The sequence below is a fragment of the Neoroseomonas eburnea genome, from assembly GCF_018129005.1.
In the GTDB taxonomy this organism is placed as follows: domain Bacteria; phylum Pseudomonadota; class Alphaproteobacteria; order Acetobacterales; family Acetobacteraceae; genus Neoroseomonas; species Neoroseomonas eburnea.
This window is the reverse complement of sequence record NZ_JAAEDL010000012.1, coordinates 108,131-131,762: the sequence shown is the minus strand read 5'-3', so window position 1 is coordinate 131,762 and position 23,632 is coordinate 108,131. Positions and strand designations below refer to the sequence as shown.

19 protein-coding genes are annotated in these 23,632 nt (G+C 70.9%); 11 read left to right on the top strand and 8 right to left on the bottom strand.

Annotated elements, in window-relative coordinates:
• The first annotated feature begins 15 nt into the window (after nucleotides 1-15).
• From GXW74_RS13890 to mnhG, 8 genes are all read left to right on the top strand, one after another.
• Nucleotides 16-777 carry a class I SAM-dependent methyltransferase gene (locus GXW74_RS13890; RefSeq protein ID WP_211847111.1) on the top strand — a complete coding sequence of 254 codons (762 nt, stop codon included), beginning with the start codon at nucleotides 16-18 and terminating at the stop codon, nucleotides 775-777.
• A 409-nt stretch (nucleotides 778-1,186) separates the two neighbouring features.
• Entirely contained in the window at nucleotides 1,187-1,663 is a 477-nt protein-coding gene (locus GXW74_RS13885) for a PTS sugar transporter subunit IIA (RefSeq protein ID WP_211847110.1), read from the top strand.
• Between the two features lie 21 nt (nucleotides 1,664-1,684).
• On the top strand, nucleotides 1,685-4,600 hold the full coding sequence (locus GXW74_RS13880; RefSeq protein WP_211847109.1) for a monovalent cation/H+ antiporter subunit A: 2,916 nt from the start codon (nucleotides 1,685-1,687) through the stop codon (nucleotides 4,598-4,600).
• A complete protein-coding gene (locus GXW74_RS13875; protein WP_211847108.1) occupies nucleotides 4,600-4,944 on the top strand; it encodes a Na+/H+ antiporter subunit C in 345 nt (114 codons plus the stop codon). Before GXW74_RS13880 ends, GXW74_RS13875 begins: the two co-directional genes overlap by 1 nt.
• Entirely contained in the window at nucleotides 4,941-6,551 is a 1,611-nt protein-coding gene (locus GXW74_RS13870) for a monovalent cation/H+ antiporter subunit D (RefSeq protein ID WP_338148234.1), read from the top strand. Before GXW74_RS13875 ends, GXW74_RS13870 begins: the two co-directional genes overlap by 4 nt.
• On the top strand, nucleotides 6,548-7,039 hold the full coding sequence (locus tag GXW74_RS13865) for a Na+/H+ antiporter subunit E (protein ID WP_338148233.1): 492 nt from the start codon (nucleotides 6,548-6,550) through the stop codon (nucleotides 7,037-7,039). The genes GXW74_RS13870 and GXW74_RS13865 overlap by 4 nt, the downstream gene beginning before the upstream one ends.
• Nucleotides 7,036-7,317 (top strand): K+/H+ antiporter subunit F, encoded by a 282-nt coding sequence (locus GXW74_RS13860; RefSeq protein WP_211847107.1) that lies wholly within the window; start codon nucleotides 7,036-7,038, stop codon nucleotides 7,315-7,317. Before GXW74_RS13865 ends, GXW74_RS13860 begins: the two co-directional genes overlap by 4 nt.
• Nucleotides 7,314-7,691 (top strand): monovalent cation/H(+) antiporter subunit G, encoded by a 378-nt coding sequence (mnhG, locus tag GXW74_RS13855; protein ID WP_211847106.1) that lies wholly within the window; start codon nucleotides 7,314-7,316, stop codon nucleotides 7,689-7,691. The genes GXW74_RS13860 and mnhG overlap by 4 nt, the downstream gene beginning before the upstream one ends.
• Before the next feature lie 51 nt (nucleotides 7,692-7,742).
• Here the strand turns inward: mnhG and wecB are convergent, their stop codons facing one another.
• Genes wecB through GXW74_RS13815 form a run of 8 tightly spaced genes read right to left on the bottom strand, consistent with a single transcriptional unit; the run spans nucleotide 7,743 to nucleotide 18,920 of the window.
• Nucleotides 7,743-8,867 (bottom strand): non-hydrolyzing UDP-N-acetylglucosamine 2-epimerase, encoded by a 1,125-nt coding sequence (gene wecB, locus GXW74_RS13850; RefSeq protein ID WP_211847105.1) that lies wholly within the window; start codon nucleotides 8,865-8,867, stop codon nucleotides 7,743-7,745.
• Nucleotides 8,868-8,871: 4 nt separating this feature from the next.
• Entirely contained in the window at nucleotides 8,872-9,906 is a 1,035-nt protein-coding gene (locus tag GXW74_RS13845; protein ID WP_211847104.1) for a polysaccharide biosynthesis protein, read from the bottom strand.
• A complete protein-coding gene (locus GXW74_RS13840) occupies nucleotides 9,903-10,802 on the bottom strand; it encodes a dTDP-4-dehydrorhamnose reductase family protein (RefSeq protein ID WP_211847103.1) in 900 nt (299 codons plus the stop codon). The genes GXW74_RS13845 and GXW74_RS13840 overlap by 4 nt, the downstream gene beginning before the upstream one ends.
• Nucleotides 10,799-13,408 carry a rhamnan synthesis F family protein gene (locus tag GXW74_RS13835; RefSeq protein WP_211847102.1) on the bottom strand — a complete coding sequence of 870 codons (2,610 nt, stop codon included), beginning with the start codon at nucleotides 13,406-13,408 and terminating at the stop codon, nucleotides 10,799-10,801. The genes GXW74_RS13840 and GXW74_RS13835 overlap by 4 nt, the downstream gene beginning before the upstream one ends.
• The gene (locus tag GXW74_RS13830) at nucleotides 13,402-15,336 is read right to left on the bottom strand and encodes a glycosyltransferase family protein (RefSeq protein ID WP_211847101.1); all 1,935 of its coding nucleotides are present in this window, start codon (nucleotides 15,334-15,336) and stop codon (nucleotides 13,402-13,404) included. The genes GXW74_RS13835 and GXW74_RS13830 overlap by 7 nt, the downstream gene beginning before the upstream one ends.
• Nucleotides 15,333-16,076: a nucleotidyltransferase family protein gene (locus GXW74_RS13825; RefSeq protein WP_211847100.1), complete on the bottom strand. Its 744-nt coding sequence runs from the start codon at nucleotides 16,074-16,076 to the stop codon at nucleotides 15,333-15,335. The genes GXW74_RS13830 and GXW74_RS13825 overlap by 4 nt, the downstream gene beginning before the upstream one ends.
• Nucleotides 16,073-17,056: an SDR family NAD(P)-dependent oxidoreductase gene (locus tag GXW74_RS13820; protein ID WP_211847099.1), complete on the bottom strand. Its 984-nt coding sequence runs from the start codon at nucleotides 17,054-17,056 to the stop codon at nucleotides 16,073-16,075. The genes GXW74_RS13825 and GXW74_RS13820 overlap by 4 nt, the downstream gene beginning before the upstream one ends.
• Nucleotides 17,057-17,075: 19 nt before the next feature.
• Nucleotides 17,076-18,920 (bottom strand): hypothetical protein, encoded by a 1,845-nt coding sequence (locus tag GXW74_RS13815; protein ID WP_211847098.1) that lies wholly within the window; start codon nucleotides 18,918-18,920, stop codon nucleotides 17,076-17,078.
• Nucleotides 18,921-19,118: 198 nt separating this feature from the next.
• On the opposite strand from GXW74_RS13815, the gene GXW74_RS13810 reads away from it, so the two are divergent.
• Genes GXW74_RS13810 through GXW74_RS13800 form a run of 3 tightly spaced genes read left to right on the top strand, consistent with a single transcriptional unit; the run spans nucleotide 19,119 to nucleotide 23,313 of the window.
• Nucleotides 19,119-19,571, top strand: coding sequence for a hypothetical protein (locus tag GXW74_RS13810; protein WP_211847097.1), 453 nt, complete (start codon nucleotides 19,119-19,121; stop codon nucleotides 19,569-19,571).
• Complete coding sequence (locus GXW74_RS13805; RefSeq protein ID WP_211847096.1) at nucleotides 19,568-20,779, top strand: glycosyltransferase; 1,212 nt, start codon at nucleotides 19,568-19,570, stop codon at nucleotides 20,777-20,779. Before GXW74_RS13810 ends, GXW74_RS13805 begins: the two co-directional genes overlap by 4 nt.
• A complete protein-coding gene (locus GXW74_RS13800; RefSeq protein ID WP_211847095.1) occupies nucleotides 20,776-23,313 on the top strand; it encodes a glycosyltransferase in 2,538 nt (845 codons plus the stop codon). Before GXW74_RS13805 ends, GXW74_RS13800 begins: the two co-directional genes overlap by 4 nt.
• Nucleotides 23,314-23,632 lie beyond the last annotated feature (319 nt).

Sequence of the window (23,632 nt, the reverse complement as noted above, 5' to 3'; positions counted from 1 at the left end):
GCAGGGGCATCGGCCGTGGAGGCTGAACCTGGCCGCGACCTTCCGGGGCTCGGCCCGCCCGACTATGCGCGTTGGCGGGCCTCGGATCTGGGCACGATCGCCGAGCGGCTCGAGCGGCGGCTGATTCTCGAGCTGCTCGGCGATGTGCGCGGCCGCCGCATCCTCGACCTCGGCTGCGGCGACGGCGACTTCGCGATCGAGCTTGCCCGGCGCGGCGCCGACGTCACCGGCATCGACGCCTCCCCGGCGATGATCGAGGACGCAGGACGGCGGGCGGAAAGCGAGGGCGTCCCCGTCGATTTTCGCCCCGCGGGTGCCGAGGCGCTGCCCTTTCCGACTGGCCATTTCGACATCGTGGTCGCGGTCACCATCCTCTGCTTCGTCGCCGACGCGGCCCCCGTCTTCCGGGAGGTGGCGCGCGTGCTGCGCCCAGGCGGCGCCTTGGTAATCGGCGAACTCGGAAAATGGAGCTCCTGGGCGGCCATGCGGCGGATCCGCGCCTGGCTCGGCTCGCCGCTCTGGCGCAAGGGGCACTTCCGGACCGGCCGGGAGTTGCATGCCCTGGCGCATGAGGCGGGTCTGCAGCCTGGGCCTGTACGCGGCGCGATCTACTTCCCCCGGCTTGGTTCGGTGGCCAGGCTCATGGCCCGCTTCGACAGCCGAATATCCCGCGTCACCACCCTCGGCGCCGCCTTCCTCGCCTTCCGTGCCGCCAAACCCGTTGGAGCGCGATCGGTCGAGGGACGGAGCGGCGACGTCCCATCTCTGCCAGCCTGATGAACGCCGGAAGGTTGCTGCGCGACCATCGCGCGCGCGGCGATCGGCACGGAGCGGCGCCGACCGGCGATGCGGACCCCTTCTTGATCGCCAGCGCACGTCTTCGCTCATCGACGGCGTGCCGCCGAAGGGCGCCAAGGCGGGCGCCGGGCGGTCGCGACTGCCACGCTACCCTTCGTCACGCCGTGGAGCCGGGGCGTCACATCCGGCGCCATCTCGCCGCCCCGGATTGCAAGAACGTAATGCAGTTGGTAGGCGCAACGCAGAGGGACAGTGAGGCACGCGGCTTCCCACCCAAGGGAAAGGGGAGAACCGTCCTTGTCGCTCGCGTGCCTGCTCCGGCCCACCGGAGACCGATTGCAGGGGTGCCGTTGCCGGATCACGGCCGCGCGCCCCATGGAGGGAAGGTATGGGCATCTCGGACCGCATCACCGCCGCCGATGTCGTCCTCGACCTGAGCGCGAGCAGCAAGCGCAACCTTCTGCAGCAGCTTGCGGCCGAGGCCGCCCGACGCCTGGAGCGGCCGGAGGAGGAGATCCTCGGCGCCCTGCAGGATCGCGAGGCGCTCGGCTCGACCGCCCTCGGCAGGGGCGTCGCGCTGCCCCATGCCCGGCTCGCCGGGGATCCGCCGCCGGTGATGCTCTTCGCCCGGCTGCGCCGGCCGATCGACTACGAGGCGCGCGACGAGGAGCCGGTCGATCTTGCCATCCTCGTGCTGTGGCCGGAGGCCGAGCCAGAGGGCTTCCTGCCGGCCCTTTCGGAAACATGCCGGGCGCTGCGGGAACCGCAGGCGCTGCGGCGCCTGCGCTCCGCCGCCTCCGCCGAGGAGGTCGTCGCGCTGCTGGACCGCTACGGGCGGCCATCCTCCGAGGAGGAGGAGCCGTGACCCGGCATCGCGAGACGGGCGATGCCTGACGCCGTTCTCCTCCTCGCCCTGGTCGGGCTGCCCTTCGCCGCCGCGATCACGGCCGGTCTTCTGCCGATCGGCGCGCGCGACCTCGCCTCGGGACTTGCGGGCGCGGTCGCGCTCATCGGCCTCGCCCTCGTCTGGACGGCCTATCCGACGGTCTCGGAGGGCGGCGTGCTGCGCGCCGAATTGGCCTGGATGCCGGGGCTCGGGCTGAACCTCGTGCTGCGCATGGACGGCTTCGCCTGGCTCTTTGCCGGCATGGTCAGCGGCATCGGCGCACTCGTGGTGCTCTACGCGCGCTACTACATGTCGGCCGACGATCCGGTGCCGCGGTTCTTCGCCTTCCTGCTGGCCTTCATGGGTTCGATGACCGGCGTGGTGATTTCCGGCAACCTGATCCAGCTTGCCTTCTTCTGGGAGCTGACGAGCCTCTTCTCCTTCCTGCTGATCGGCTACTGGCACCACACGGCGGCCGCGCGCGACGGGGCGCGCATGGCGCTGACCGTCACGGCCGCGGGCGGGCTGGCGCTGTTCGGGGGCATCCTGGTGCTGGGCCACATCGTCGGCAGCTACGACCTCGACATCGTGCTGGCCGCCGGCGATCGCATCCGGGAGCATCCGCTCTACCTGCCGGCGCTGCTGCTGGTGGTGCTCGGCGCGCTCACGAAGAGCGCGCAGTTCCCCTTCCATTTCTGGCTGCCCCACGCGATGGCGGCGCCGACGCCTGTCTCGGCCTATCTGCATTCGGCGACACTGGTGAAGGCCGGTGTCTTCCTGCTGGCGCGGCTGTGGCCGGTGATGGCCGGCACCGACGCCTGGACCTGGACGGTGGGCCTCGCGGGGCTGATCACCCTGCTGATCGGCGCCTACATCGCGATCTTCCAGAACGACCTGAAGGGGCTTCTCGCCTATTCCACGATCAGCCATCTCGGGCTGATCACGCTGCTGCTCGGGCTCAAGAGCGAGCTCGCGCTGGTCGCCGCCGTGTTCCACATCATCAACCACGCCGCCTTCAAGTGCTCGCTGTTCATGGCCGCGGGCATCATCGACCACGAGACCGGCACGCGCGACATCAGGCGCCTCTCCGGCCTGAACCAGACCATGCCCTTCACGGCGCGGCTCGCGATGGTGGCCGCGGCGGCCATGGCCGGCGTGCCGCTGCTGAACGGCTTCATCTCCAAGGAGATGTTCTTCGCCGAGGCGCTGTCCGCCACGGTGCCGGTCTCACCCCTGCTCAACATCCTGCCGCTCGCGGCGATGCTGGCGAGCGCCTTCAGCGTCGTCTACTCGCTGCGCTTCATCCATGGAGCCTTCTTCGGGCCGGTGCCGAAGGACCTGCCGCGGACACCCCATGAACCGGCGAGCTGGATGCGCTTCCCGGTCGAGATCCTGGTGCTGACCTGCATCATGGTCGGGCTGCTGCCGGCGGCCACGGTGGGCCCCTATCTCGCCGTCGCCGTGCGCTCCGTGCTGGGCGACGACGTGCCCTACTACAGCCTGGCGGTCTGGCACGGCTTCAACCTGCCGCTGCTGATGAGCCTGATCGCCCTGGCGGGCGGGGTGGCGATCTACCTGCTGCTGCAGCGCCGGCTGAGCGGGATGGAGGGCCCGCCGCTGCTCCGGCGGCTCGAGGGCCAGCGCATCTTCGAGCGCGTGATGGTCTTCCTGTCCTGGCGGCTGGCACGGCGGCTGGAAGGGGTCATCGGCACGCGCCGCCTGCAGCCGCAGCTCCGCCTGATCGTCGGCATCGCGATCCTCGCCGGGGCTGCCACTGCCTGGTTGCGCGGCTTCGGGCCCGGGAACCTCCTGCCGTCACCGGTCGACCCGGTGCTCGCACTGGTCTGGACGGTCGGCGCGGCCTGCGCCCTCGGCGCCGCATGGCTGGCCAAGTTCCATCGGCTGGCCGCGCTGATCCTGGTCGGCGGCGTGGGGCTGGTGGTCTGCGTGACCTTCGTCTGGTTCTCCGCCCCCGACCTGGCGCTGACGCAGCTCACCGTCGAGGTGGTGACCACCGTGCTGCTGCTGCTCGGCCTGCGCTGGCTGCCGAAGCGCGTGCAGATCCCCGGGGAGCGCGGTCCGGAGGTGCTGACGCGCACGCGGCGGCTGCGCGACCTCGCCCTCGCGATCGGCTCCGGCGCGGGCCTCGCGGCCCTGTCCTTCGCGGTGATGACGCGCACGCCGCCCGAGCTGCTCGCACAGCATTTCCTCGAGCGTGCCTATACGGAGGGCGGCGGCACCAATGCGGTCAACGTCATCCTCGTCGACTTCCGCGGCTTCGACACGCTGGGCGAGATCTTCGTCGTCGCCGCCGTGGCACTGACCACCTACGCGCTGCTGCGCCGCTTCCGCCCCGCGCCCGACAGCGTCGAGCTGCCCGAGCAGCAGCGCGACCAGGCGGCGGAGGCCGCCGCCGCGGGGCACGGCGAGGCGGGCCGCGTCGCCGACTGGCTGCTGGTGCCCTTCACCCTGACGCGGCTGCTCTTCCCCGTCATGCTGATCGTCGCGGTGTTCCTGCTGCTGCGCGGCCACGACCTGCCGGGCGGCGGCTTCTCGGCCGGCATGGTCGTGGCGATCGCGATCATCCTGCAGTACATGATCGGTGGCACGGACTGGACCGAGGACAGGCTGCGCCTGAGGCCGCAGCTCTGGGTCGGCACCGGGCTGCTGGTCGCGAGCGGCACCGGGCTGGCCGCCTGGCTGTTCGGCCGCCCCTTCATGACCTCCTACTTCGCCTATGCGGAGCTGCCCGTCATCGGCAAGGTGCCGACCGCCAGCGCGCTGATCTTCGACATCGGGGTCTTCGCGCTGGTCGTCGGCGCCACGCTGCTCATGCTCATCGCGCTGGCGCATCAATCCGTCCGTGGCCACCGTGCCTCCCCGCGCAGGGCGGCCGCATCGGCGGGGGACGATTGATGGAACTCGTCGTCGCCATCGGCATCGGCGTGCTCACCGGCTCGGGCGTGTGGCTGTTGCTGCGGCCGCGCACCTTCCAGGTCATCATCGGGCTCGCGCTGCTGTCCTACGCTGCGAACCTCTTCATCTTCTCGACCGGCGGGCTGCGCAGCGGCGCGGCCGCCATCCTCGAACCCGGCGAGGCCGGGACCCTGGCGCGCTACACCGACCCGCTGCCCCAAGCGCTGGTGCTGACGGCGATCGTCATCGGCTTCGCGACCACCGCACTGCTGCTGGTGGTCCTGCTGGCCGCCCGCGGCCTGACCGGCACCGACCATGTGGACGGCCGGGAGCGTGAGCGGTGAGCGGCTGGATGGGCCACCTGCTGATCGCGCCGATCGTCGTGCCGATGCTGGCCGGCGCCGCCATGGTCCTCGCCGGCGACCGCGGGCGACGCCTGACGGTGCTGCTCGGCCTGTGCTCGACCGTCACGCTGGTCGTGCTGTCCGTCGTGCTGCTGCGACTCGCCGATGCGCCGGTGGTGGGCGTCTACCGGCTGGGCGACTGGCCCTCCCTGTTCGGCATCGTGCTGGTGCTCGACCGGCTCTCGGCGCTGATGCTCGCGCTGGCGGCGGTGCTGGGCTTCTCGGCCTTCGTCTTCTCGCTCGCGCGATGGCATCGCGCGGGGACGCATTTCCATCCGCTGTTCCAGTTCCAGCTCATGGGTCTGAACGGCGCCTTCCTGACCGGCGACCTGTTCAACCTGTTCGTCTTCTTCGAGGTGATGCTCGCCGCCTCCTACGGCATGGCCCTGCATGGCTCGGGCGTTGCGCGCGTGCGGGCGGGGCTGCACTACATCGTCATCAACCTGGTCGCCTCGCTGCTGTTCCTGGTCGGCGTCAGCGCGGTCTACGGCATCGCCGGCACGCTCAACATGGCGGACCTCGCGGCACGGATGCGCGACGTGGCCGTCGAGGACCGGGCGCTGCTCGAAACCGGCCTTGCCGTCCTCGGCATCGCCTTTCTGGTCAAGGCGGCGATGTGGCCGCTCGGCTTTTGGCTGCCGGCCACCTACGCCGCGGCGAGCACACCGGCGGCCGCGATCCTCTCCATCCTCAGCAAGGTGGGGATCTACGCGGTGCTGCGCGTCTGGCTGCTGCTGTTCGGCGGCGAGGCCGGCGCCTCCGCCGGGTTCGGCGGCGCCTGGCTGCTGGCGGGCGGCCTGTTCACCATCGCCTTCGGCTCGATCGCGGTGCTGGCCACGCAGAACCTGCCGCGCCTCGCGGGGGCGAGCGTGCTGGTCTCCTCCGGCACGCTGCTCGCCGCGATCGGCGCGGGCCAGGTGGCGGTGACCGGCGGGGCGCTGTTCTACCTGGCCAGCTCGGTGCTCGCCATCGGCGCCTTCTTCCTGCTCATCGAACTGGTCGAGCGCGGGCGCGAGGTGGGCGCCGACGTGCTCGCCGTGACCCGCGAGGCCTTCGGCTCCGGCGAGGAGGAGGACGAGTTGCAGGAGCACGACGAGGTCGGGGTGGCGATCCCCGGGACGGTGGCGCTGCTCGGCATGAGCTTCATGACCTGCGCGCTGCTGCTGGCGGGCCTGCCGCCGCTGTCCGGCTTCCTCGCGAAGTTTGCCATCCTGGCGCCTCTGCTCGGGTCCGGAGAGCCCGCCGTACCTGCCGCGACCTGGGCGCTGATGGCCGCGCTGATCCTGTCCGGCCTCGCGACCGTCGTGGCGATGCTGCGCGTGGGCATCGACGTCTTCTGGGCCTCGCCTGCCGGACGGGTGCCGCGCATCGGCCTTGTCGAGATCGCGCCCGTGGCGCTGCTGCTGATGCTGTGCGGCGCGCTCACGCTGGGGGCGGGGCCGGCCATGGACTACATGCAGGCCGCGGCGCGCGCGCTGCATGCGCCGACGGACTACCTGCATGGCGTGCTGACGGCGCCCGTCGCGGCGCGGGGGGGCGGCGGGTGAGGCGTCGGCTGCCCACTTGCGTCGCGACGCTCGGGCTGTTCGCCATGTGGCTGCTGCTGACCGGGAACGTCTCTCCCGGCAGCCTCCTGCTCGGCGCGGTCCTTGCAATCGCCGGCTCGGCCGCGCTCGCGGCGCTGGCGCCGCCGAAGCTGAGCCTGAGGCGCCTCTCCTCCGTGCCCGGGCTGCTGCGCGACATCCTCGTGGAGATCGTCCGATCGAACAACGCGGTCGCCCGGATCATCCTGCGGCCGGGGGGTGCGAAGACGCGCCGCTCGGGCTTCGTCCGCGTGCCGCTCGACATGCGAAGCCCCTACGGCCTGGCCGCACTCGCCTGCATCCTCACAGCCACGCCGGGCACGGTCTGGGTGGAATACGATTCCTCGGACGGCACCATGCTGCTGCATGTGCTTGACCTGATCGACGAGGAGGCCTGGGTCCGTATCGTCAAGGATCGCTGGGAGCGGCGGCTGATGGAGATCTTCGAATGAGTGCGACGGTCCTGGCGGCCGCGGTGCTGGCGGCGCAGATCATGCTCGCCGTCGCGATGGGCTGCTCCGTCATGCGCATCCTGCGCGGGCCGCGGGCACAGGACAGGGTCCTCGCGCTCGACACCATGTATGTCAACGCCGCTATCCTGATGCTGGTATTCGGTATCCGCACCGGCAGCACCCACTACTTCCACGCGGCGCTGCTCATCACGCTTCTGGGCTTCGTCGCCACCGCGGCGCTGTCCAAGTTCCTCATGCGCGGCGAGGTGATCGAGTGACCCATGCGGCAGACCTGCCGCTCTGGGCGGCACTGCCCGTCGCGGCGCTGCTGCTGCTGGGCGCCGGGCTGGCGCTCGCCGGCTCGATCGGGCTGGTGAGGCTGCGCAGCTTCTACGACCGCATGCACGCCCCGACCCTCGGCACGACGCTCGGCATCGGCTGCGTGCTGCTGGCATCGATGCTGTGCTTTTCCATCCTGCAGAGCCGCCTCGTGCTGCACGAGATCCTGATCGCGGCCTTCATGGTCATCACCACGCCCGTGACGCTGATGCTGCTTGCGCGCGCAGCGGTCTACCGGGACCGGCAGGAAGGCAGCCGGGAAGTGCCGCCCCTGCCGCCGGCTGCGCCACGCGCCGAGCGAACGGAGGGATAGCATTCGCCATCCGCAGCCGCTTCCACATGCGCGGGACCGATCCTGCCGCTGCTATGGATGCTTGCGCCACACCTCGCGGTTCACGTAGTCGATGTAGGAGAGGACGATGCGGACGACCTTTCCCGCCACGTCGCCCGCCTCGTAGTCCGGAACGCGGCCGGCGCGGCGCTCGCCGATGCCGTCCCTCGCGCAGCGCACCGCATCCAGGACGCGCGCCGGATCGAGGGAGGACATCAGCAGGGTCCCGGCGTCCATGCCCTCCGGCCGCTCATGCGAGTTCCGCAAGGTCACCGCCGGGATGTCGAGCAGCGAGGCCTCCTCGGTGATCGTCCCGCTGTCGGACAGCACGCAATGCGCATGCATCTGCAGGTGCACATAGTCCGGGAAACCGAAGGGGGGCATGAAGCGGATCAGGCCGGAGCGTGCCGTCGGCGGGATCTCCGGCAGGCGCTTGCGCGTGCGCGGATGCGTCGAGACGATGACCGGCCAGCCGAAGCTCTCCGCCAGGGCATCGAGGCAACTCAGGAACGCCGCCAGGCGATCGGGGTCGTCGACATTCTCCTCCCGGTGCAGGCTCACCACGAAGTACCGGCTGGACTGCAGTCCGAGCCGCGCGAGACAGTCGGATGCGTCGATCCTGTCGCGGAAGCGGTCGAGCACCTGCGCCATGTGCGAGCCGACCTTGAAGACGCGCTCGGGCGGCAGGCCCTCCGCCAGCAGGTAGCGGCGGGCGTGCTCGGTCAGCGTCATGTTGATGTCGCTGAGGTGGTCGATGACCTTGCGGTTGAGTTCCTCCGGCACCCGCTGGTCGAAGCAGCGGTTGCCCGCCTCCATGTGGAACACCGGGATCCGGCGCCGCTTCGCCGCCATGACGGCAAGGCCGGAATTGGTGTCGCCGTAGATGAGCACCGCCTCCGGCCGCTCCTGTTCGAGCACCGCGTCGGTGGCCGTCAGGACCCGGGCGATCGCCTCCATCGGCCCGCCGCCCGCCACCGCGAGGAAGTGGTCCGGCTCGCGGATCCCGAGTTCATCGAAGAAGACGCGATTGAGCGTGTAGTCGTGATTCTGCCCGGTATGCACCAGCACATGCCGGGTCAGCCGGTCGAGCCGCTCGATCACGAGGCTCATCTTGATCAGCTCGGGCCTCGTCCCGACGATCGTCATCACCTTGCGCATGGTCTCAGGCCGGCTCCAGGATGCCCGTACGCGCATGGCGGATGTAGTCGAGACCACGCAGGACCGCCGCCACCTCCTCCGCATCGAGCCGCCGCGTGTTGTGGCTCGTGTAGTCCTCCGCGATGGAGATGAGCTTCTCCCCGTCGCTGCAGAACTTGTCGTAGTTCAGATCGCGCGTGTCCGGGCGGATCCGGTAGAAATCGCCCATGTCGTCGGCGCGCACCATTTCCTCGCGCGAGACGAGGGTCTCGTACAGCTTCTCGCCATGTCGCGTGCCGATCACCTCGACCGGCGCATCGCTGTCGAAGACACGGCGCACCGCCTCGGCAAGGTCGGCGACGGTGCAGGCGGGTGCCTTGCGCACGAAGATGTCGCCCTGCTCCGCATGGGCATAGGCATGGAGCACGAGGTCCACCGACTCCTCGAGCGACATCAGGAAGCGCGTCATGTCCGGATCGGTCACGGTCATCGGCCGCCCCTCGCGGATCTGGCGCACGAAGTGCGGAATGACGGAGCCGCGCGACGCCATGACGTTGCCGTAGCGCGTGGCGCAGAGCACGGTGCCGCCGGCGGCGCGGCTCTTCGCAACGGTGATCTTCTCCATCAGCGCCTTCGACAGGCCCATGGCATTGATCGGGTAGACCGCCTTGTCCGTGCTGAGCGCCACCACCCGCGCGACCTTGCAGGCGATGGCGGCGGTGATGACGTTCTCGGCGCCGAGGACGTTGGTGCGCACCGCCTCCATCGGATGGAACTCGCAGGATGGCACCTGCTTCAGCGCCGCGGCGTGGAACACCAGATCCACATCATGCATCGCGTCCAGCACGCTCGCGAATTCGCGCACATCGCCCAGGAAGAACTTCAGCCGTGCATCCGCGAAGCGCAGTCGCATGTCCTCCTGCTTCTTCTCGTCGCGGGAGAGGATCCGGATCTCCGCGACCCCGGCGGCCAGGAAGCGCCGCACGACGGCATGACCGAAGGAGCCGGTGCCCCCGGTGACGAGCACCACCTTGCCGCGAACGACGTCCCGGAGATTCATGGCAGACAGGCTCCATCGCGCATGGTGCGGATCATCTCGGGCCACGCCGGCGCGGTGTAGCCCGTCGCCGCCCGGAAGCGGCTTCCGTCGAGGGACCGGTCGAGCACCACGCTGCCATCCGGGCGGATCTCCGTGTCGCGGCGATAGGCGTCGCGCAGCAGCAGGATCAGGTCATTCTTGCTGATCGGCGCCGCCGCGACATGCCACACGCCGCGGAGTTCCGGCCGGCGCAGGACGTGGCGCAGGATGACGCGGCTGAGCTCGTCCGTCGTCAGGCCGCTGAACACGGCGCGGGTGAAGCCACGCACCGGCCCCGGCTCGCCGAGGAACCATTCGACAAGGCCGTGCCGGCTGCCGAGTTCGCGGCCGATGATGCTGGTGCGCAGCGTGACGGCGTTCGGCGCATCGACCTCTCCCAGCAGCTTGGAGCGCCCGTAAAGGTCGGCCGCATCGGGCGCATCGGATTCGGTGTAGCTGCCTCGGTCCCCGCGGAAGACGCAGTCGGTGCTGACATGCACCAGCCTCGCGCCCATCAGCGTGCAGAGCCGCGCCAGGCGGTGCGGCAGGAGCGCGTTGATCGGCAGGGCGGACAGCGGATCCTCCGCCGCCTGGTGCTGCTTCACCAGGCCGACGCAGTTCAGCACGACATCGGGCCGGGTCTGCGCGAGGCAGGCGGCGAGGCGATCCGTGTCCAGCACGTCGATGCCCGTGAGCAGCCTGTCCTGCAACTCCGCCGGGAAGTGCCGCAGCGCTCCTTCGCCGCGCAGCGTGCCGAAGACGCTCAGCCCCGGCCCGGCCGACAGCACGCGATAGGCGGCGTGGCCAAGCATGCCGCCGGCACCGAGAACCAGCACGCGCATCGGACGGCCCTCGACGGGCCCCGCCTGCCCCGTCATGCCATGCTTCCGTGCATCGTGATCTCCATCTCCTCCGTCATCGCGTGCGGGCTCGAGGGCGCCATCCGGGCGGCTGCGCGCAAGTCCGCCTCGCGCGTCCCGTTGGGGAACAGCACACGCCGTACGAGTGCACCGGCGAGGCTGTCGAGTTCCCGCATCGTCACGAAGGGCGGGGGCGGACGGTCCGATGCGCGGCCCATGCGTCTTGGCGACTGCAGCACCGAGGCCAGCGCGTCCCGCAGCGCCGGGGCGTCGGCGGGCCAGCATTCTGTTCCCAAGAGGTTGAGGCCATAGGCCGCCATCTCTCCGCCGAGCCGGCCGGGAACCTGGCCCCAGGGCGGCAGGATGCCGGCCCGTCCGCGTCGCAGCAGCGCCGCGCGCTCCGCACCCGCTGGCAGCGCCCGGCAGTGGAGAAGCGCGCCTCCAGGCAGGATAATGTCCTGCCCGGCCTCGCCAAGGCCAAGCAGCCGCCAGCGTGACGCAGCGATCGGATCGCACGACGCCCATCCTTCCAACAGGCGTTGCACGGCGTCACGCAGCGCCGGATCGAGAGATGGCCGCCAATCGACCAGCAGGAGAGGCTGCTCCTCCGTGCTCCATTCCCCGGCCGGCAGGGGAAGTTGCGGATCCCAGATCGGCGGCAGCGCGACCCGGTCGGGGAAAGACCGCGTCCGCGAGCAGGATGGATGGGACAGGACGAGAAAATCGCCGGCTCGCGCTTCCACGGCACGCCGAAACTCTTCCGGCGCATCCTGCCCATCCGGCAGGAACCACGCCGGCGGGGCCGGTAGACCGTGGTGATCCGCCTGCATCTCCCGGAGGTGCAGCGCGGCTGCGGCACTCCGCCAGCAGGTGGCGAGCAGCACGTCATCGCGCGCCAGCGGCAAGGCGGCGGCGAGGCCTATGGCGGAGACGTCCATTACCTCGGCCTCGGCCAGCTCGGCGGGCAGCGACGCCCGGTCGATGCCACCCTCGGCGGCGATCCGGATGCGAAGATCCTCGCCGGCCGCGAGGCTCATGCGCGCGAGGAGCGGAAGTGCCCTGTCATGCACATCATGCGACCGACCGGCGATGTCGCGCGCCAGGAGCGTCAGCCTCGGAGGGGAAGTCCGGTCCGGCTGGAAGCGCAGGCGCGGCGCCGCGGTGGCACGGGCCGGCCGGGCGGGCGGATTGAGCACCGGATCGGTCAGCCGCAGGACATTCGTCGCGACGATCTCGTCCAGTTCCGCCGGCGATCGCGCCGCGCGCAGGCTGCCGGGCACGGATCGGCGCGGATCGCCGATCCGCAGCCAGTGGTACCCTGCCTTTTCGCAGACATGCAGCATGAGCCGCTCGATCGCGTGAGCGAGGCTGCCGTTCGGCAGCCCGTCCTCGGCCTCGAAATCGGTGACCTTCAGATCCAGATCGAGCAGCGGCCGCAATGCGTCCCCGCGCGACCAGAACATCGAGCCGGCAGGAAAATCGAGCACCTGATCCGCACTGACGTCGATGTTCATGCGTGCGGCGAGGGCTCTTGCCCGGAGGAAGTCCCACCCCCAGTCGATCGCGGACTGCAGGGGCGGCCATGTGCGCGGCAGGATGATGCCGAGCCGCGGCCAGCGCGCGAAGGCCTCGACGGTACCTGCCACCATGCCGGGACTGCCGAGCAACGTCGCCAGCAGGTCGCGTCGCCACTCCTCGCCACGGGCCCAGTGGGTCGATCGCTTGCCATGCAGGTGCAGGCACAGATCGTAGCGTCGGTGCACCTCGGCGAGGCCGACGATGCGCGGCGCAACGTCCCGTCCGCGATTGGGAACGACACGGATCTCGACCGAGCCGCCGTGCCATCCGCCAAAGCACGTCTGCAGCGCCGCGCGCTTCGCCTGCGTGTCGGTGGTCACGTAGAGGTCGGCCGGGCCGGGCATGTGGCGCAGATGCTCGCGGAACTCCGGGCCGAGTTCGGCATAGTGGAGATGGATCAGGACCGCGATGCGCGGCCAGGATCGCGCGCGTATCGGGTAGGCGAGCGGCAGTGCCAGACCGCCGAGCAGCTCGGGCGGCATCGGTGGCGGCCGGACGATCTCCGCGGCCGGCCCGACGGTCTCCGCCGGCTGCGGCGCGCTGGCCGGCCGTGGCGTCGCCTCGGCGCGCGCCGGCGCACGCCACTCGCGCGCGCGACGGGGGGAGCTGCGCGCCTGGCCCTCATCGGCCTCTGCGGCGCGAGGCGCGAGCCATGCCTCGAGCCAATCGCCACGCGCGCGACCTTCCGGTCGTCGTGACGTCAGCCGCAGTCCCTCACCGCCTGCGTCCTCGCGCAACGCCGCGATCGCAAAGGCTTCGAGAGCGATGCCTGCCGGCAGGCGGCAGAGAAGCGCGCTGCCGGGGTCGCGCGGCGCCGGCTCATCCGGCAGCGCGATCTCCAGCGGCGGCGCGCCAGGCAGGGCGTAGAGATCGGCAAGCCGCACCGCGAGGCGACGCGCATCCTCCGGCGCCAGCGCCCGAAGGTCGACCAGGACCCGCAGCGCCGTATCGGTCTGGCCGAGCAGCGAGAAGGCCGTGACCTCCACGTCGCCGGCAGCCGCATCGCCATCCGGGCGAAGCAGCGCGAGGACCTCCGGCTTCACCATGGCGACCGCAGCCCGGCGAGGTCGAATTCGAAGCATGCGATGCCCGGAACGGCCGGCTCGACTTCGGGCGAACCGTCGGGCAGCGGCGCGCCGATCCGCTCCAGGTCCTGCGCCGCGGCATGCGCGGCGCCCGTATCGCCCCATTTCCGCGCCAGGAGATAGGAGGCCTGCAGTGCCTCCGTCGGCATTGGCGGTGCCGACGTGTCCTGGAACAGTGCCGATGGACAGAGAAGCAATTCGTAGCCTCGCGCCCGCGCGCGCCATGAGAGGTCGATATCCGCGCCCTGCGCGGCGAAGCGCGTGTCGAACGCGCCGATGGCGGCGTGGACGCCCTTCGGTATGGCGATGCAGGGGCTGGAGAGCCACGGCACCTCGAACGTCTCCCCCCCTCCATTCGGCTCCGACGCCCGCCGCGCGCCGACCAGCGCCTGCCGCCCGGCGGCGCGCAGCATCCGTACCATGGCGGCGATCGCGTCGGGATGGAGCAGCCCTGCGGCGCTGAGGGTGAGGTGGATCTCGGCGCCTTGGCCGAAGGCCATGTCCATCAGGCGGTTGTGCGCCGCGGCCGGCGACAGCCCCTGTCGCAGCGGCACGATGGCGGCGGGCCATTCGGCCAACATGGCCGGATGCAGCCGCTCGCCCAGGCCGAGGACCAGGATGCGCCCCGCCTCGACCTGGCCGATCCGCTCCAGGCCGGCGGTCGCCGCCGCCACGGCCCGGCGCAGGGACGTGGCCTCCATCCCCGCCGGCACGACCATGCCGATGGTCACCGGAAAGAGCGTCGCGCGAGCGAGATGCAAGCCCAGGCGGCGTTCGACGGCCCTCCTTCGCTCCTCGGCGACCGCGGCATCCTCCGGCGGAGCGTGGGGGCGAATGGCCCGCCCCTCCGCACGTCCGTACCGGAGGTAGTGCAGCAACGGGTGCTCGGCGCTGTCGCGAAGATCGGGGTTTTGCGCCAGGTACCAGGCGCCGTCGAAGCGGGGCGACACCTCGTCCTGCGTGCGAATCCCGAAGCGGAGGAAATGCGCCAGGGGATGCAGCCCGGAGGACGCGATCTCGGGGTGGCGTGCACTATACCACTCCGCGTCGAAGAAGCCGCTGTCGCGCAGCACCGCAAAATCGCGTCGCCGCCGCAGGAAGCTGCGCGCCGGCGGCCGGATCTCGCCGCGCGTCAGGTGGATGAAGCCGACGAGGCCTCGCCGCAACGGGCTGCGCACCCATGGCGGCAGCCTGCGCGCCCATTGCCGCAGCAGGTCCGCGAGGTCGCGGGTCACGTTGTAGACTTCGCTGCCGGCCGGGCCAGGCGGAACCGGTCGTGGCGGATGTGGTGCGACGCGACTGCGGACCGACAGCTGCTCCTGGCGATCGAGGCGCCGGCGGAGCATCTCGTTCGCCACCTCGGCCTCAGCGAGCCGCTGCGCCGCGAGCCACGCCGCGTTGACAGCGGCGCAGCGCTCCGCGGCGCGTTGGAATGCGGCCGGGGAGAGGCTCCACAGTATTGCCGGCTCCGACGCGCCAGGGCCGCGCAGCACGGCAAGGCCCCGGCCCGCTGAAAGGTGTCGCGCCGGGCCGTCCAGCATCGACTCGCGCCACGTCTCCGGCGGCGCCCCGTGCAGCAGGAGGATCGCGCCTGGCCGCACCGCTCCGCGCCAAGGTTTCCCGATGCCGCGCGAATCGCATTCCCCGGCAGCCGCTTCGAGCACGATGAGTTCGGCGTCGCCGGCAGGCTCCGCTGCCGCCTCCTCGAACTCGGTGTCGTGACCGCCCTGCGCCGCCAGGCAGCGCAGCATCGCGAAGGCATCGCCACTGCCCGCGCATCGCCGCGGGCGCAGCGCCCCGAGCAGCCAGGCGGCGAAGGTCGCATGCTCCCAGCAGCCGCTGTCCGGGCAGGGCCGGTGGACCAGCTTCGGCGGCGCGACATCCATCATGCGATGCGGGCCACGCGCCCCGGTACCGCTGGTTCGGGGTTCAGCGCCATCTCCTGCGCGCGCGCATAGTCCTCGGGGCGCCCGATATCGAGCCACACGCAATCGCGCGCGAATCCATCCACCTTGAGGCCGGCCAGGAGCATGCGGTCGAGCAGCTCCGGCATGTCGAGCCGCTGGCCCGGCCGGAGCCAGGGCCGTATCGCCTCCCGCCGCAGCGCATAGACGCCCATCACGAGGTGGTGCTCGGCGGTGGGTTTCTCGCGCAACGCCGTGATCCGGCCCTGCTCGTCCACGTCGGCAACGCCGAACTCCTGCGTGACGAGACGGCGCTGCAGGGCGACCGTCGCATCCGCGCTCTTCTCCCGATGGCTTGCGAGCAGCGCGGCGAAGCCGAGGTCGGTGAAGAGATCCGCATTCAGCAGCAGGAAATCCGGTTCCATCGCGTCGATGACCTGGGAGACCGGACCGCAGGTGCCGAGCGGGTGGTCCTCGATCGCGTAGCTGATCTCGAGCCCCAGGCTGCGGCCGTCGCCGAAATACGCCTGGATCAGCTGGCGATGGTGCAGCACCGCAAGGCATATCCGCCGCAGCCCTGCGCGGCCAAGCTGGCGCAGAAGCCGCTCCAGCACCGGCGCATCGCCGATCGGCATCAGCGGCTTCGGCATGACCGCGGTGTAGGGCAGCAGGCGTGTCCCCTTGCCGCCGGCCATGACGATGGCCTGGATCGCTCCCGCTTTCATGTCACGTATCCGGACTTCGGCAGCAGGTCACGATGCGTGTCGAAGAAGGCGATCGTCCGCCGCAGGCCCTCGTCGAGCGATACCGCCGGGCGCCATCCGCTGACCGCGGTGAAGGCGCCGTTCGCCGAGACCAGGCGGTCGACCTCGCTCGCCGCCGGGCGCAGCCGCTCAGGGTCGAGCTCGATGCGCGCCGCGGAGCCCATCAGCGCGATGATGCGGCTCGCCACCTCCCCCACCGAGGCGCCGCTCCCGGTCCCGAGGTTGAAGCAGCCGCCCTGGGCTGCCTCGCAACCCGCCGCGGTGATGAAGCCCGCGACGGTGTCCGACACGTAGGTCAGGTCACGGACCGGGGTGGTGGCGCCGAGCTTCACCGCCTCGGCGCCGCCGAGCACCTGCCCGATCACCGTCGGGATGAAGGCGCGCGCCGATTGGCGCGGGCCGAAGGTGTTGAAGGGCCTGACAGTCACGGCCTTGATGCCGAAGGAGCGCACGTAGCTTTCCACCAGCTTGTCGGCGGCGATCTTGGTAGCCGCATAGGGCGACTGCGCCTGCAGCGGATGGGCCTCGTCGATCGGCACGTAGCGGGCGCTGCCATAGACCTCGGAGGTGCTGGTGTGCACCAGACGCTGCCCGCCGGCGCGCACGGCCTCCAGCACGTTCAGCGTGCCCTCGACGTTCGTCTGGATGTAGCTGCGCGGCGCCGCGTAGGAATGCGGGATGGCGATCAGCGCGCCGAGATGGAACACCACCTCGCACTTGGCGACCAGCCGCCGGATGAAGTCGGCATCGTTGAGGTCGCCGTGCACGACCTGCACTGTGTCGAGTTCGTCCCTGGGCAGCAGCCTCAGATTGCCGATCGCCGCATCGGCGTTGTAGCGGAGCAGTGCCGTGACCTCGGCGCCGGCGGTGAGCAGGCCCTGCACGAGATGGCTGCCGATGAAACCCCCGGCCCCTGTCACGAGCACTCGCTTCGCCTTCATGGACAAGTCCTGCATATGTTCAGCTCCAGGCCGGATCCGCATGGGCCGGAGCCGCCGCCGTGGCGGGCAGGCGGCGTTCGTCGGGCCGTCCGGCGTCGCCGGCCTCTCGGTAGTTTTCGGGCTTCGCGGCAAAGGCAAGGGGTGGGCCGCCATCGGCCGCCGCGACGGCATCCTTTCCGTGGCGGTCGAGGATCCGCCGGAGGAGCCGGCGCGTGCCGGCGGGCCCGGCCGGGCCGCCGCCCAACTCGAGGAGTGTTGTGCGGCGAAGGGCAGTGCCCGGACCGATGCGCAGCATCGCGTCGGATGGGGAGGGCAGGCGCGGCCGCCCCGGCTGGCTGGCGCGAAGCCCGGCCCAGGCGGGAAGCGCGCCCCGGCGGATAACCGGGGACATCGCGTGGACCAGCCATCGCCCCAATCCGCGCGCGGTCCTGTCCCCTGGCGCGACCAGCGCGACGAGCGGGGCGGTGGCCTCCCGTGCCGGGCGCAGCAAGCCGGCGTCACGCCCCTGACGCAGCACGCGGGCGAAGCCGCCGGCAGCGGCGACCATCTCCTCGATCGCCCCAGGCTCCTCCGCGGTTTCGTCGAGGACGACGATGGCCTGCACCGCGACGTCGTCGATCCGTGCCAGGCAGGCGAGGGTCGGTGCGATGCTGTCGGGCGACATCCCTTCGCCGGCCAGGATGAAGGTCAGGTCCGGGCGCGCCGTCGCCCGGCGGAACGGAAGCGAGGCCTCGAACTGCGGTCGCAGGCGCCGCACGCCCGCCAGCGTCGCGGCCGCCGGCATGGGAGGCAGGTCCTCGCCACGGTAGGCGAGGTGAAGAGCGCGCGCCTCGTCCATCACGCCACGCAGCGGCGGGGGAGCCACGGCGGATGCGGGTGGCTCGAGCGCAGTGGCGATCGCGCTGCCATCGAGGTCGATACCGTGGGGCGCAGCGGTCGGATCCGCTGCGTCCAGCACTGCGGCCGTCCAGGAGTTGCGCGATGCGATCACCGTCTCGCCCCGCAGCAGTGCCTCCAGCGGTGCCGGATCGAAGATGGGCAGCGCGGCGCAGGCCATCGCGATGGCGGCTTCGCCCGGCTGCAACCGGGACAGGTCCCTTGCGCCTTCCTCGGTTCGCAGCACGGCGGTGAAGGCCTTCGGCAGATCCAGTGGTAGCCGCGCACGCGCACGAAGAGCGGCGGGCAGCCGGTCCAATACCCGCAGGAATGGCTCAAGATTCCATGAAGGATCACCGGACGGCATGAAGAGCCCAGGCGGGCAAGCGGAACGCCCGCGCAATTCCGCCCGGTCGAACAGAGTCGCCAGCGGAAGCATGAGCTGCGGCGCGCCATTGGCACAGGCCGGCGGCGTGACGCCCACGGCGTAGCGCAGTTCGACCGCTGCGTCCGACAGCGCGCCGAGGAGCAGGAGCCTTTCCACTTCCCGCTCGGATGCGGCATCGGGCCACGCGAGCCGCGCGGCATCGGCCGTATGGCCGAGCCAGTTCTGCGTCACGCGACCCACCGTCACGCCGAAGGCTTCGCAGGCCGGGCGCACCAGATGTGCGACAGGTAGCGTCGAGGGAACGTCGATGGCGTCAAAGCACGTGCCCTGCTGTGCCAGCAGTGCCGCGAACAAGGGCCGTACCAGCGTCGCATCGGGCCCGGCGGCTTCCACTGCAAGCTCATCCAGCGCGGCGCAGTCATCCATCGCGAAGGGAAAGGCATTCGGCGGCAACCGCCCCGCCCGGCGCGCGCGAAGATCGGGACCGCGCGAGGGCCAATGGAACCGGATGCCGGCGTGGCGCGGAACGGCGAGGCGGTAGAAGGCCGCCTCGACACCGCCACGCGAAACCAGGTCCCGGACAGGGATCAGGACGTCCATGGCGCGGCCGTCCGATGTCTTGTCGTCGCTGGACCAATCATCCCTTGTCTGCTGCCCTCATTGCCCCGAGTCGGGGGCCTCGACCTTGCCGGGAATACAACTCGTAAGCAACATGACTAATGAAAATTCAACTATTGAGCGATACATGGGATGGATCATACGAGGCTTCATCAAGCAGAAGGGGGCGCGATGGCAAGGATGGGTTCCGGCGCCGGGTCGGCACCGCGCCTGGTGGTCGACGGGGAGGACAGCGATCGCGGACGCGGTCTGCTGCTTCTCTCCGCCTTGCATCTGGCGGCCCCACATATGCGCGGCACGTGTGTCGAAGTGATGAATGCGGAGGAGCCGCCGATGCGCGCTGCCATCGAATCGCTGCGCTGGGAAACCGGGCTGAATGTCCGCGCGACGTTGCGGGCGCCGGAAGACGTCTTGCCGGGCGCGGCGCTGTTCGTCGCGATCGCCGTCGCCGGGGCGGATCACCTGCCGCTAGCGCAGGCCGCTGCCGCCGGGGTGCCGGTGCTTGTGCCGCTGCAGTTCCCATCCGACGACGCCCCGCCCGGCACGCTGCTGCTCGCGCGTGCTGCGCATGATCCGGGCTTTCTGGCAGAACGCATGCTGCGGCATCTCCCGCCCCGGCAGCCTCTTGCATGAGTGGGCGTCCAATCCTCGTCGTGGCGCTGCCCGACAGCGTGCACACGGCGCGCTGGATGCGGATGGTCCATGGCGAATGGCCGCTGGTGTTGATCCCCGCTACCAAGGCGGAACTCGCCCCGGAACTCGGCAGGACCTGGCCGGTCCGCGCGCTGTCAGACCTTCTCGTCATGCCGCGCGATGCGATCGGGGTCTGGGCCGCCCAACCCGAAGGTCCGGAGTTCGCGGCCGACGATCTGCCGGCGCCGATCGGCTTCCTTGATCGCGACGCGATCGTGCGTGGGGCCACCGTGGCCCGCGCCGTGCGCGTCCTGCGGCCGCTTCTGCTCCATTCCATGGAGATCCAGCTTGCAGGCTATGCCTGCCTCGTCGCCCATGCACGCCTCGACGGAGATGCCCCGCCATGGCTGCTCTCCAACTGGGGGAGCGACATCTTTCTCTATCATCGCCTGGCCGAACACCGCCTCGTGCTGGAGGCCATCGCCGCCCGCATCGACGCGGCGCTGAACGAGTGCGAGCGCGACGTGCCGCTGTTGCGCGGCCTGGGCTTCGACGGCCGCATCCTGCCGGCGCAACCGGCCTCGGGCGGCGTGGATGTCACCATTCTGCCGCGGCTGGAGGCGCTCGCGCCCCCCTCAGGGCGGCGGCTCATCCTGGTGAAGGGCTATCACGGCTGGGCGGGGCGCGCGCTGCACGCACTGTCGGCGATCCATCTCGCGGCGCCCGCCCTGCGGCGTCACCGCATCCGTGTCCTGCTCGCCTCCCCCGTCGTGCGCGACATGGCGGCGAGGATCGCCGCGGCGGACGGCCTCGACATCGGCGCGGAACCCTGGATGCCCAATCACGCGGCGGCGCTGGCCCGGATGGGCGCGGCGCGCATGATGGTTTCCTGCGGCATCTCCGACGGAATCGGCACGACGCTGCTGGAAGCCATGGCCCTTGGCGCCTTCCCGATCGTCTCTGAGAGTTGCTGCGCGCTCGAATGGCTGGAAGCGGAACGGGATGGCTTTGTCGTCTCGCCCCACGATGTCGCCGGCCTGGCCAAGGCGATCGCCCGCGCAGCGGCGGAGGATGCCCTGGTTGATGCCGCAGCGCCGCGCAACCGCGCCACCGTCGAGGCCCGCTGGGACATCGGCGCCAATGGCGGCAGGGCGAAGGCCGCCTATCGCGAGGTGATCGCCGCCGCGCCGGGGAGGAGCGCCGCGTGACCCGTGAACTGGTCTCGATTGTCATCCCGGTCTTCAACGGTGCCGATTTCGTCGCCGAGGCAGTCGAGAGCGCGCTCGCGCAGTCCTGGCCGGAGACGGAGGTCATCGTCGTCGACGACGGGTCGGATGACGGCGGCGCGACGCAGCGCGCCGTTGCGCTCTTCGGCGATTCCGTGCGGCTGATCGCGCAGCCGAACGGCGGTGTCGCCGCCGCGCTCAACACCGGCATCGCCGCCATGCGCGGGGACTGGTTCGCCTGGCTCAGCCATGACGACCTCTACCATCCCGAACGCATCGCTCGGCACGTCACGGCACTGATGGCGCGCCCCGTTCCGATGGTCTCCTTCGGCGATGCCGATCAGATCGACCGGGCCGGCCGCTTTCTCGGGCGCGCCAGGCATACCGACGGCTTCGCGGATGACGGGGAAGTCGGCAACGGAATCTGGGCGGTCCTCGAGGGACGGCTCAACGGCTGCACCATGATCGTTCCCCGCCGCAGTTTGGAGGAAGCCGGCGGCTTCGACCCCGGGCTGCCCACAACGCAGGACTATGCGCTGTGGCATCGCCTCGCGCTGCGCCATCCCTTCCTGCCGGTTCCCGGGGCGCTGGTGCGGCAACGCCAGCACGGCGGCCAGGGCTCCCGCATGGCGCGGCATATCGAGGAAGCGAGCCTGCTCTGGGTGTCGCTGCTCGAACATCTGGAGAGTCTCGGCGGTACGCCGGCCGATCGGCTGAGGCGGCTTCGCAGGGCCGGCGCCACGCTGCGGCACGCACCATATCACGGCGCGCGGCGCTTCCTGGAGGCGCGCCTGCGTTCCGCGATGGGCGCCTTCGGCGCCGACCTGGTGGTGCGCCGGCCGGCCGGGCCCGACGATGTCGCCCGCGCGATGCGGCTTGTCCTGGACGCTGGTCTTCGGCCGGGACGCGTCACGGTCACGGATGAGCGGCACTACAGTGCTCCCGCCCTGTCCGTCGAATGCCCAGGAACGGCAGCGACTGCCACGGTCGTCCGGACCGGGGAGCATCCGAGCGCGGCGCTGCTGCTGGAAGCCGCGCTCGGCAGCGGCGAGGAAAGGCTGTCGGTCATCCTCGACGCACAGGGACTGCCGCCCGGCGCAGAACTCGTGGAAGGCCTGCGCGCCGTCGCAGCGGGCGCGTCGGAAGCCTGGATCGCTCCGCCCGGGCCCGGCCTGTGCGCCGCGGTCTTCGACCGGGATGCGCTGAAGGCGGCATATGCCGGGCCTGCCGCGAATGCTGCCGCCACCGCCGCGGTCTTGGCGCGCCTTGGCCGGACCATCGGGCCATCCGACGTTCCGCCGGCGCCTGCCCTGCCCCGGTCGATTCCGCGCCCCCCGGTGCCTGCCCCGCTTCGCATGCACATCGCTGATCGGCCCGTGCTGGCAAGGATGCCCGATCCGCGACGCCCCACGATCCTGATGCTGCTGCACGACTGGGGCGGAGGAACCCTGCGGTATGTCGAGACGCTCGGGCGCTGGCTCGGTGAGAGGGTGAACCTCCTCTACGGCTGGGGCGTGGACGAGCGGCTGTTCCGGCTCGGCTCGCAGGCGCCGGACATCGCGGAACTGGAATGGGACGTCGCGTCGGAAGGCCTCGACGCGCCGGTCATGGCCTTGCGCGCCCTCGGAGTGGAGCGCGTCCACGTGCTGCACACGATCGGCTTCGACCGCTGGATCGAGGATTTCCTCGATGCCATGGCGGTGCCCTTCGACGTCACCCTCCTCGACTACCACCTCGTGGCGAACGGCGCGCATCTGACGGATGAGGACGGCCGGTTCGTCGGTGACGCGGCATTGGAGGACCCGGACCATCCGGCGCGGCGCCGCGGTCCGCCGCGCCTGCTCCTGCGCAAGGCGGACCGGCGCATCGCCTGCAGCCGCGACCTCGCCTGGCGTGCCGGGCGGCTGTCGGGAGGGCTGCCGATCATCGCGGCCCAGCTGCCGGAGCCGGGCAATCCGCGCAACTTCGCCATCCAGGCGCCGGACCTCGCCGACGGCGAGGCGTTGCGCGTGCTGTGCCTCGGTCGTCTCGCCCCGCACAAGGGCATCGAGGACATCGCGGCGGTCGCCCGGCTGGCCGAGGCGCGGGGCCTGAAGCTGCAGCTGCTCTGCCTCGGCGAAGACCTCGCGCGCCTGCCCGTGTCGCTGCAGAGCAGCGGCACGATCCGCCTCCTCGGAGGCTTTGCGGAGGAGATGCTGAATCCGCTCGTCTGCGAGCTCCGGCCGCATCTGGCCTGGTTGCCGTTTCGCGCGCCCGAGACCCACAGCTTCGCCTTGTCCGACTGCATGCTGCTCGGCCTGCCGATCCTCGCGACCGGAGTCGGCGCGATCCCCGAGCGCGTCGAGGGGCGGCCTTCCACCTGGCTGATGCCCCCCGAGCAGGCCGATCCACGGTCCGTCGTGACGTGGTTCGAAACCCTGGTGCGGGACAGGATGCGTACCGCGCCGCGTTGGCTTCCGACCGGGCATTTGCCGGCATGGGACGAGGATTTCTACGCGCGGAGCTTCCTGAGGTGATCGCAGGCCTGGCCTGATACCAAGGGCCGCGATTCGCGACCGATGGTATCCGGCTTCTCCTGCCCTCAGACGCCGGGCGCAAACCTCCGGCTTGCCTGGCTTCGCCGGACCACCGGCGAGCCGCGTTCGCGGCCTCGGCACGAGTCAGGAACTCGTGCCGCTCGTATGATGCCGACGTAGGCTGGCGCGTGGCCCCGGACGCACTGGCCGCGCACCAGGCGTCGACCGCGGTCAGGCGTCGTTCTCCCTGGCTGCTGCCGGTCCGTCCCCCAGTCGAGCAAGTGCGCGACCGGAAACACGCCCATCGTCCACGACACGT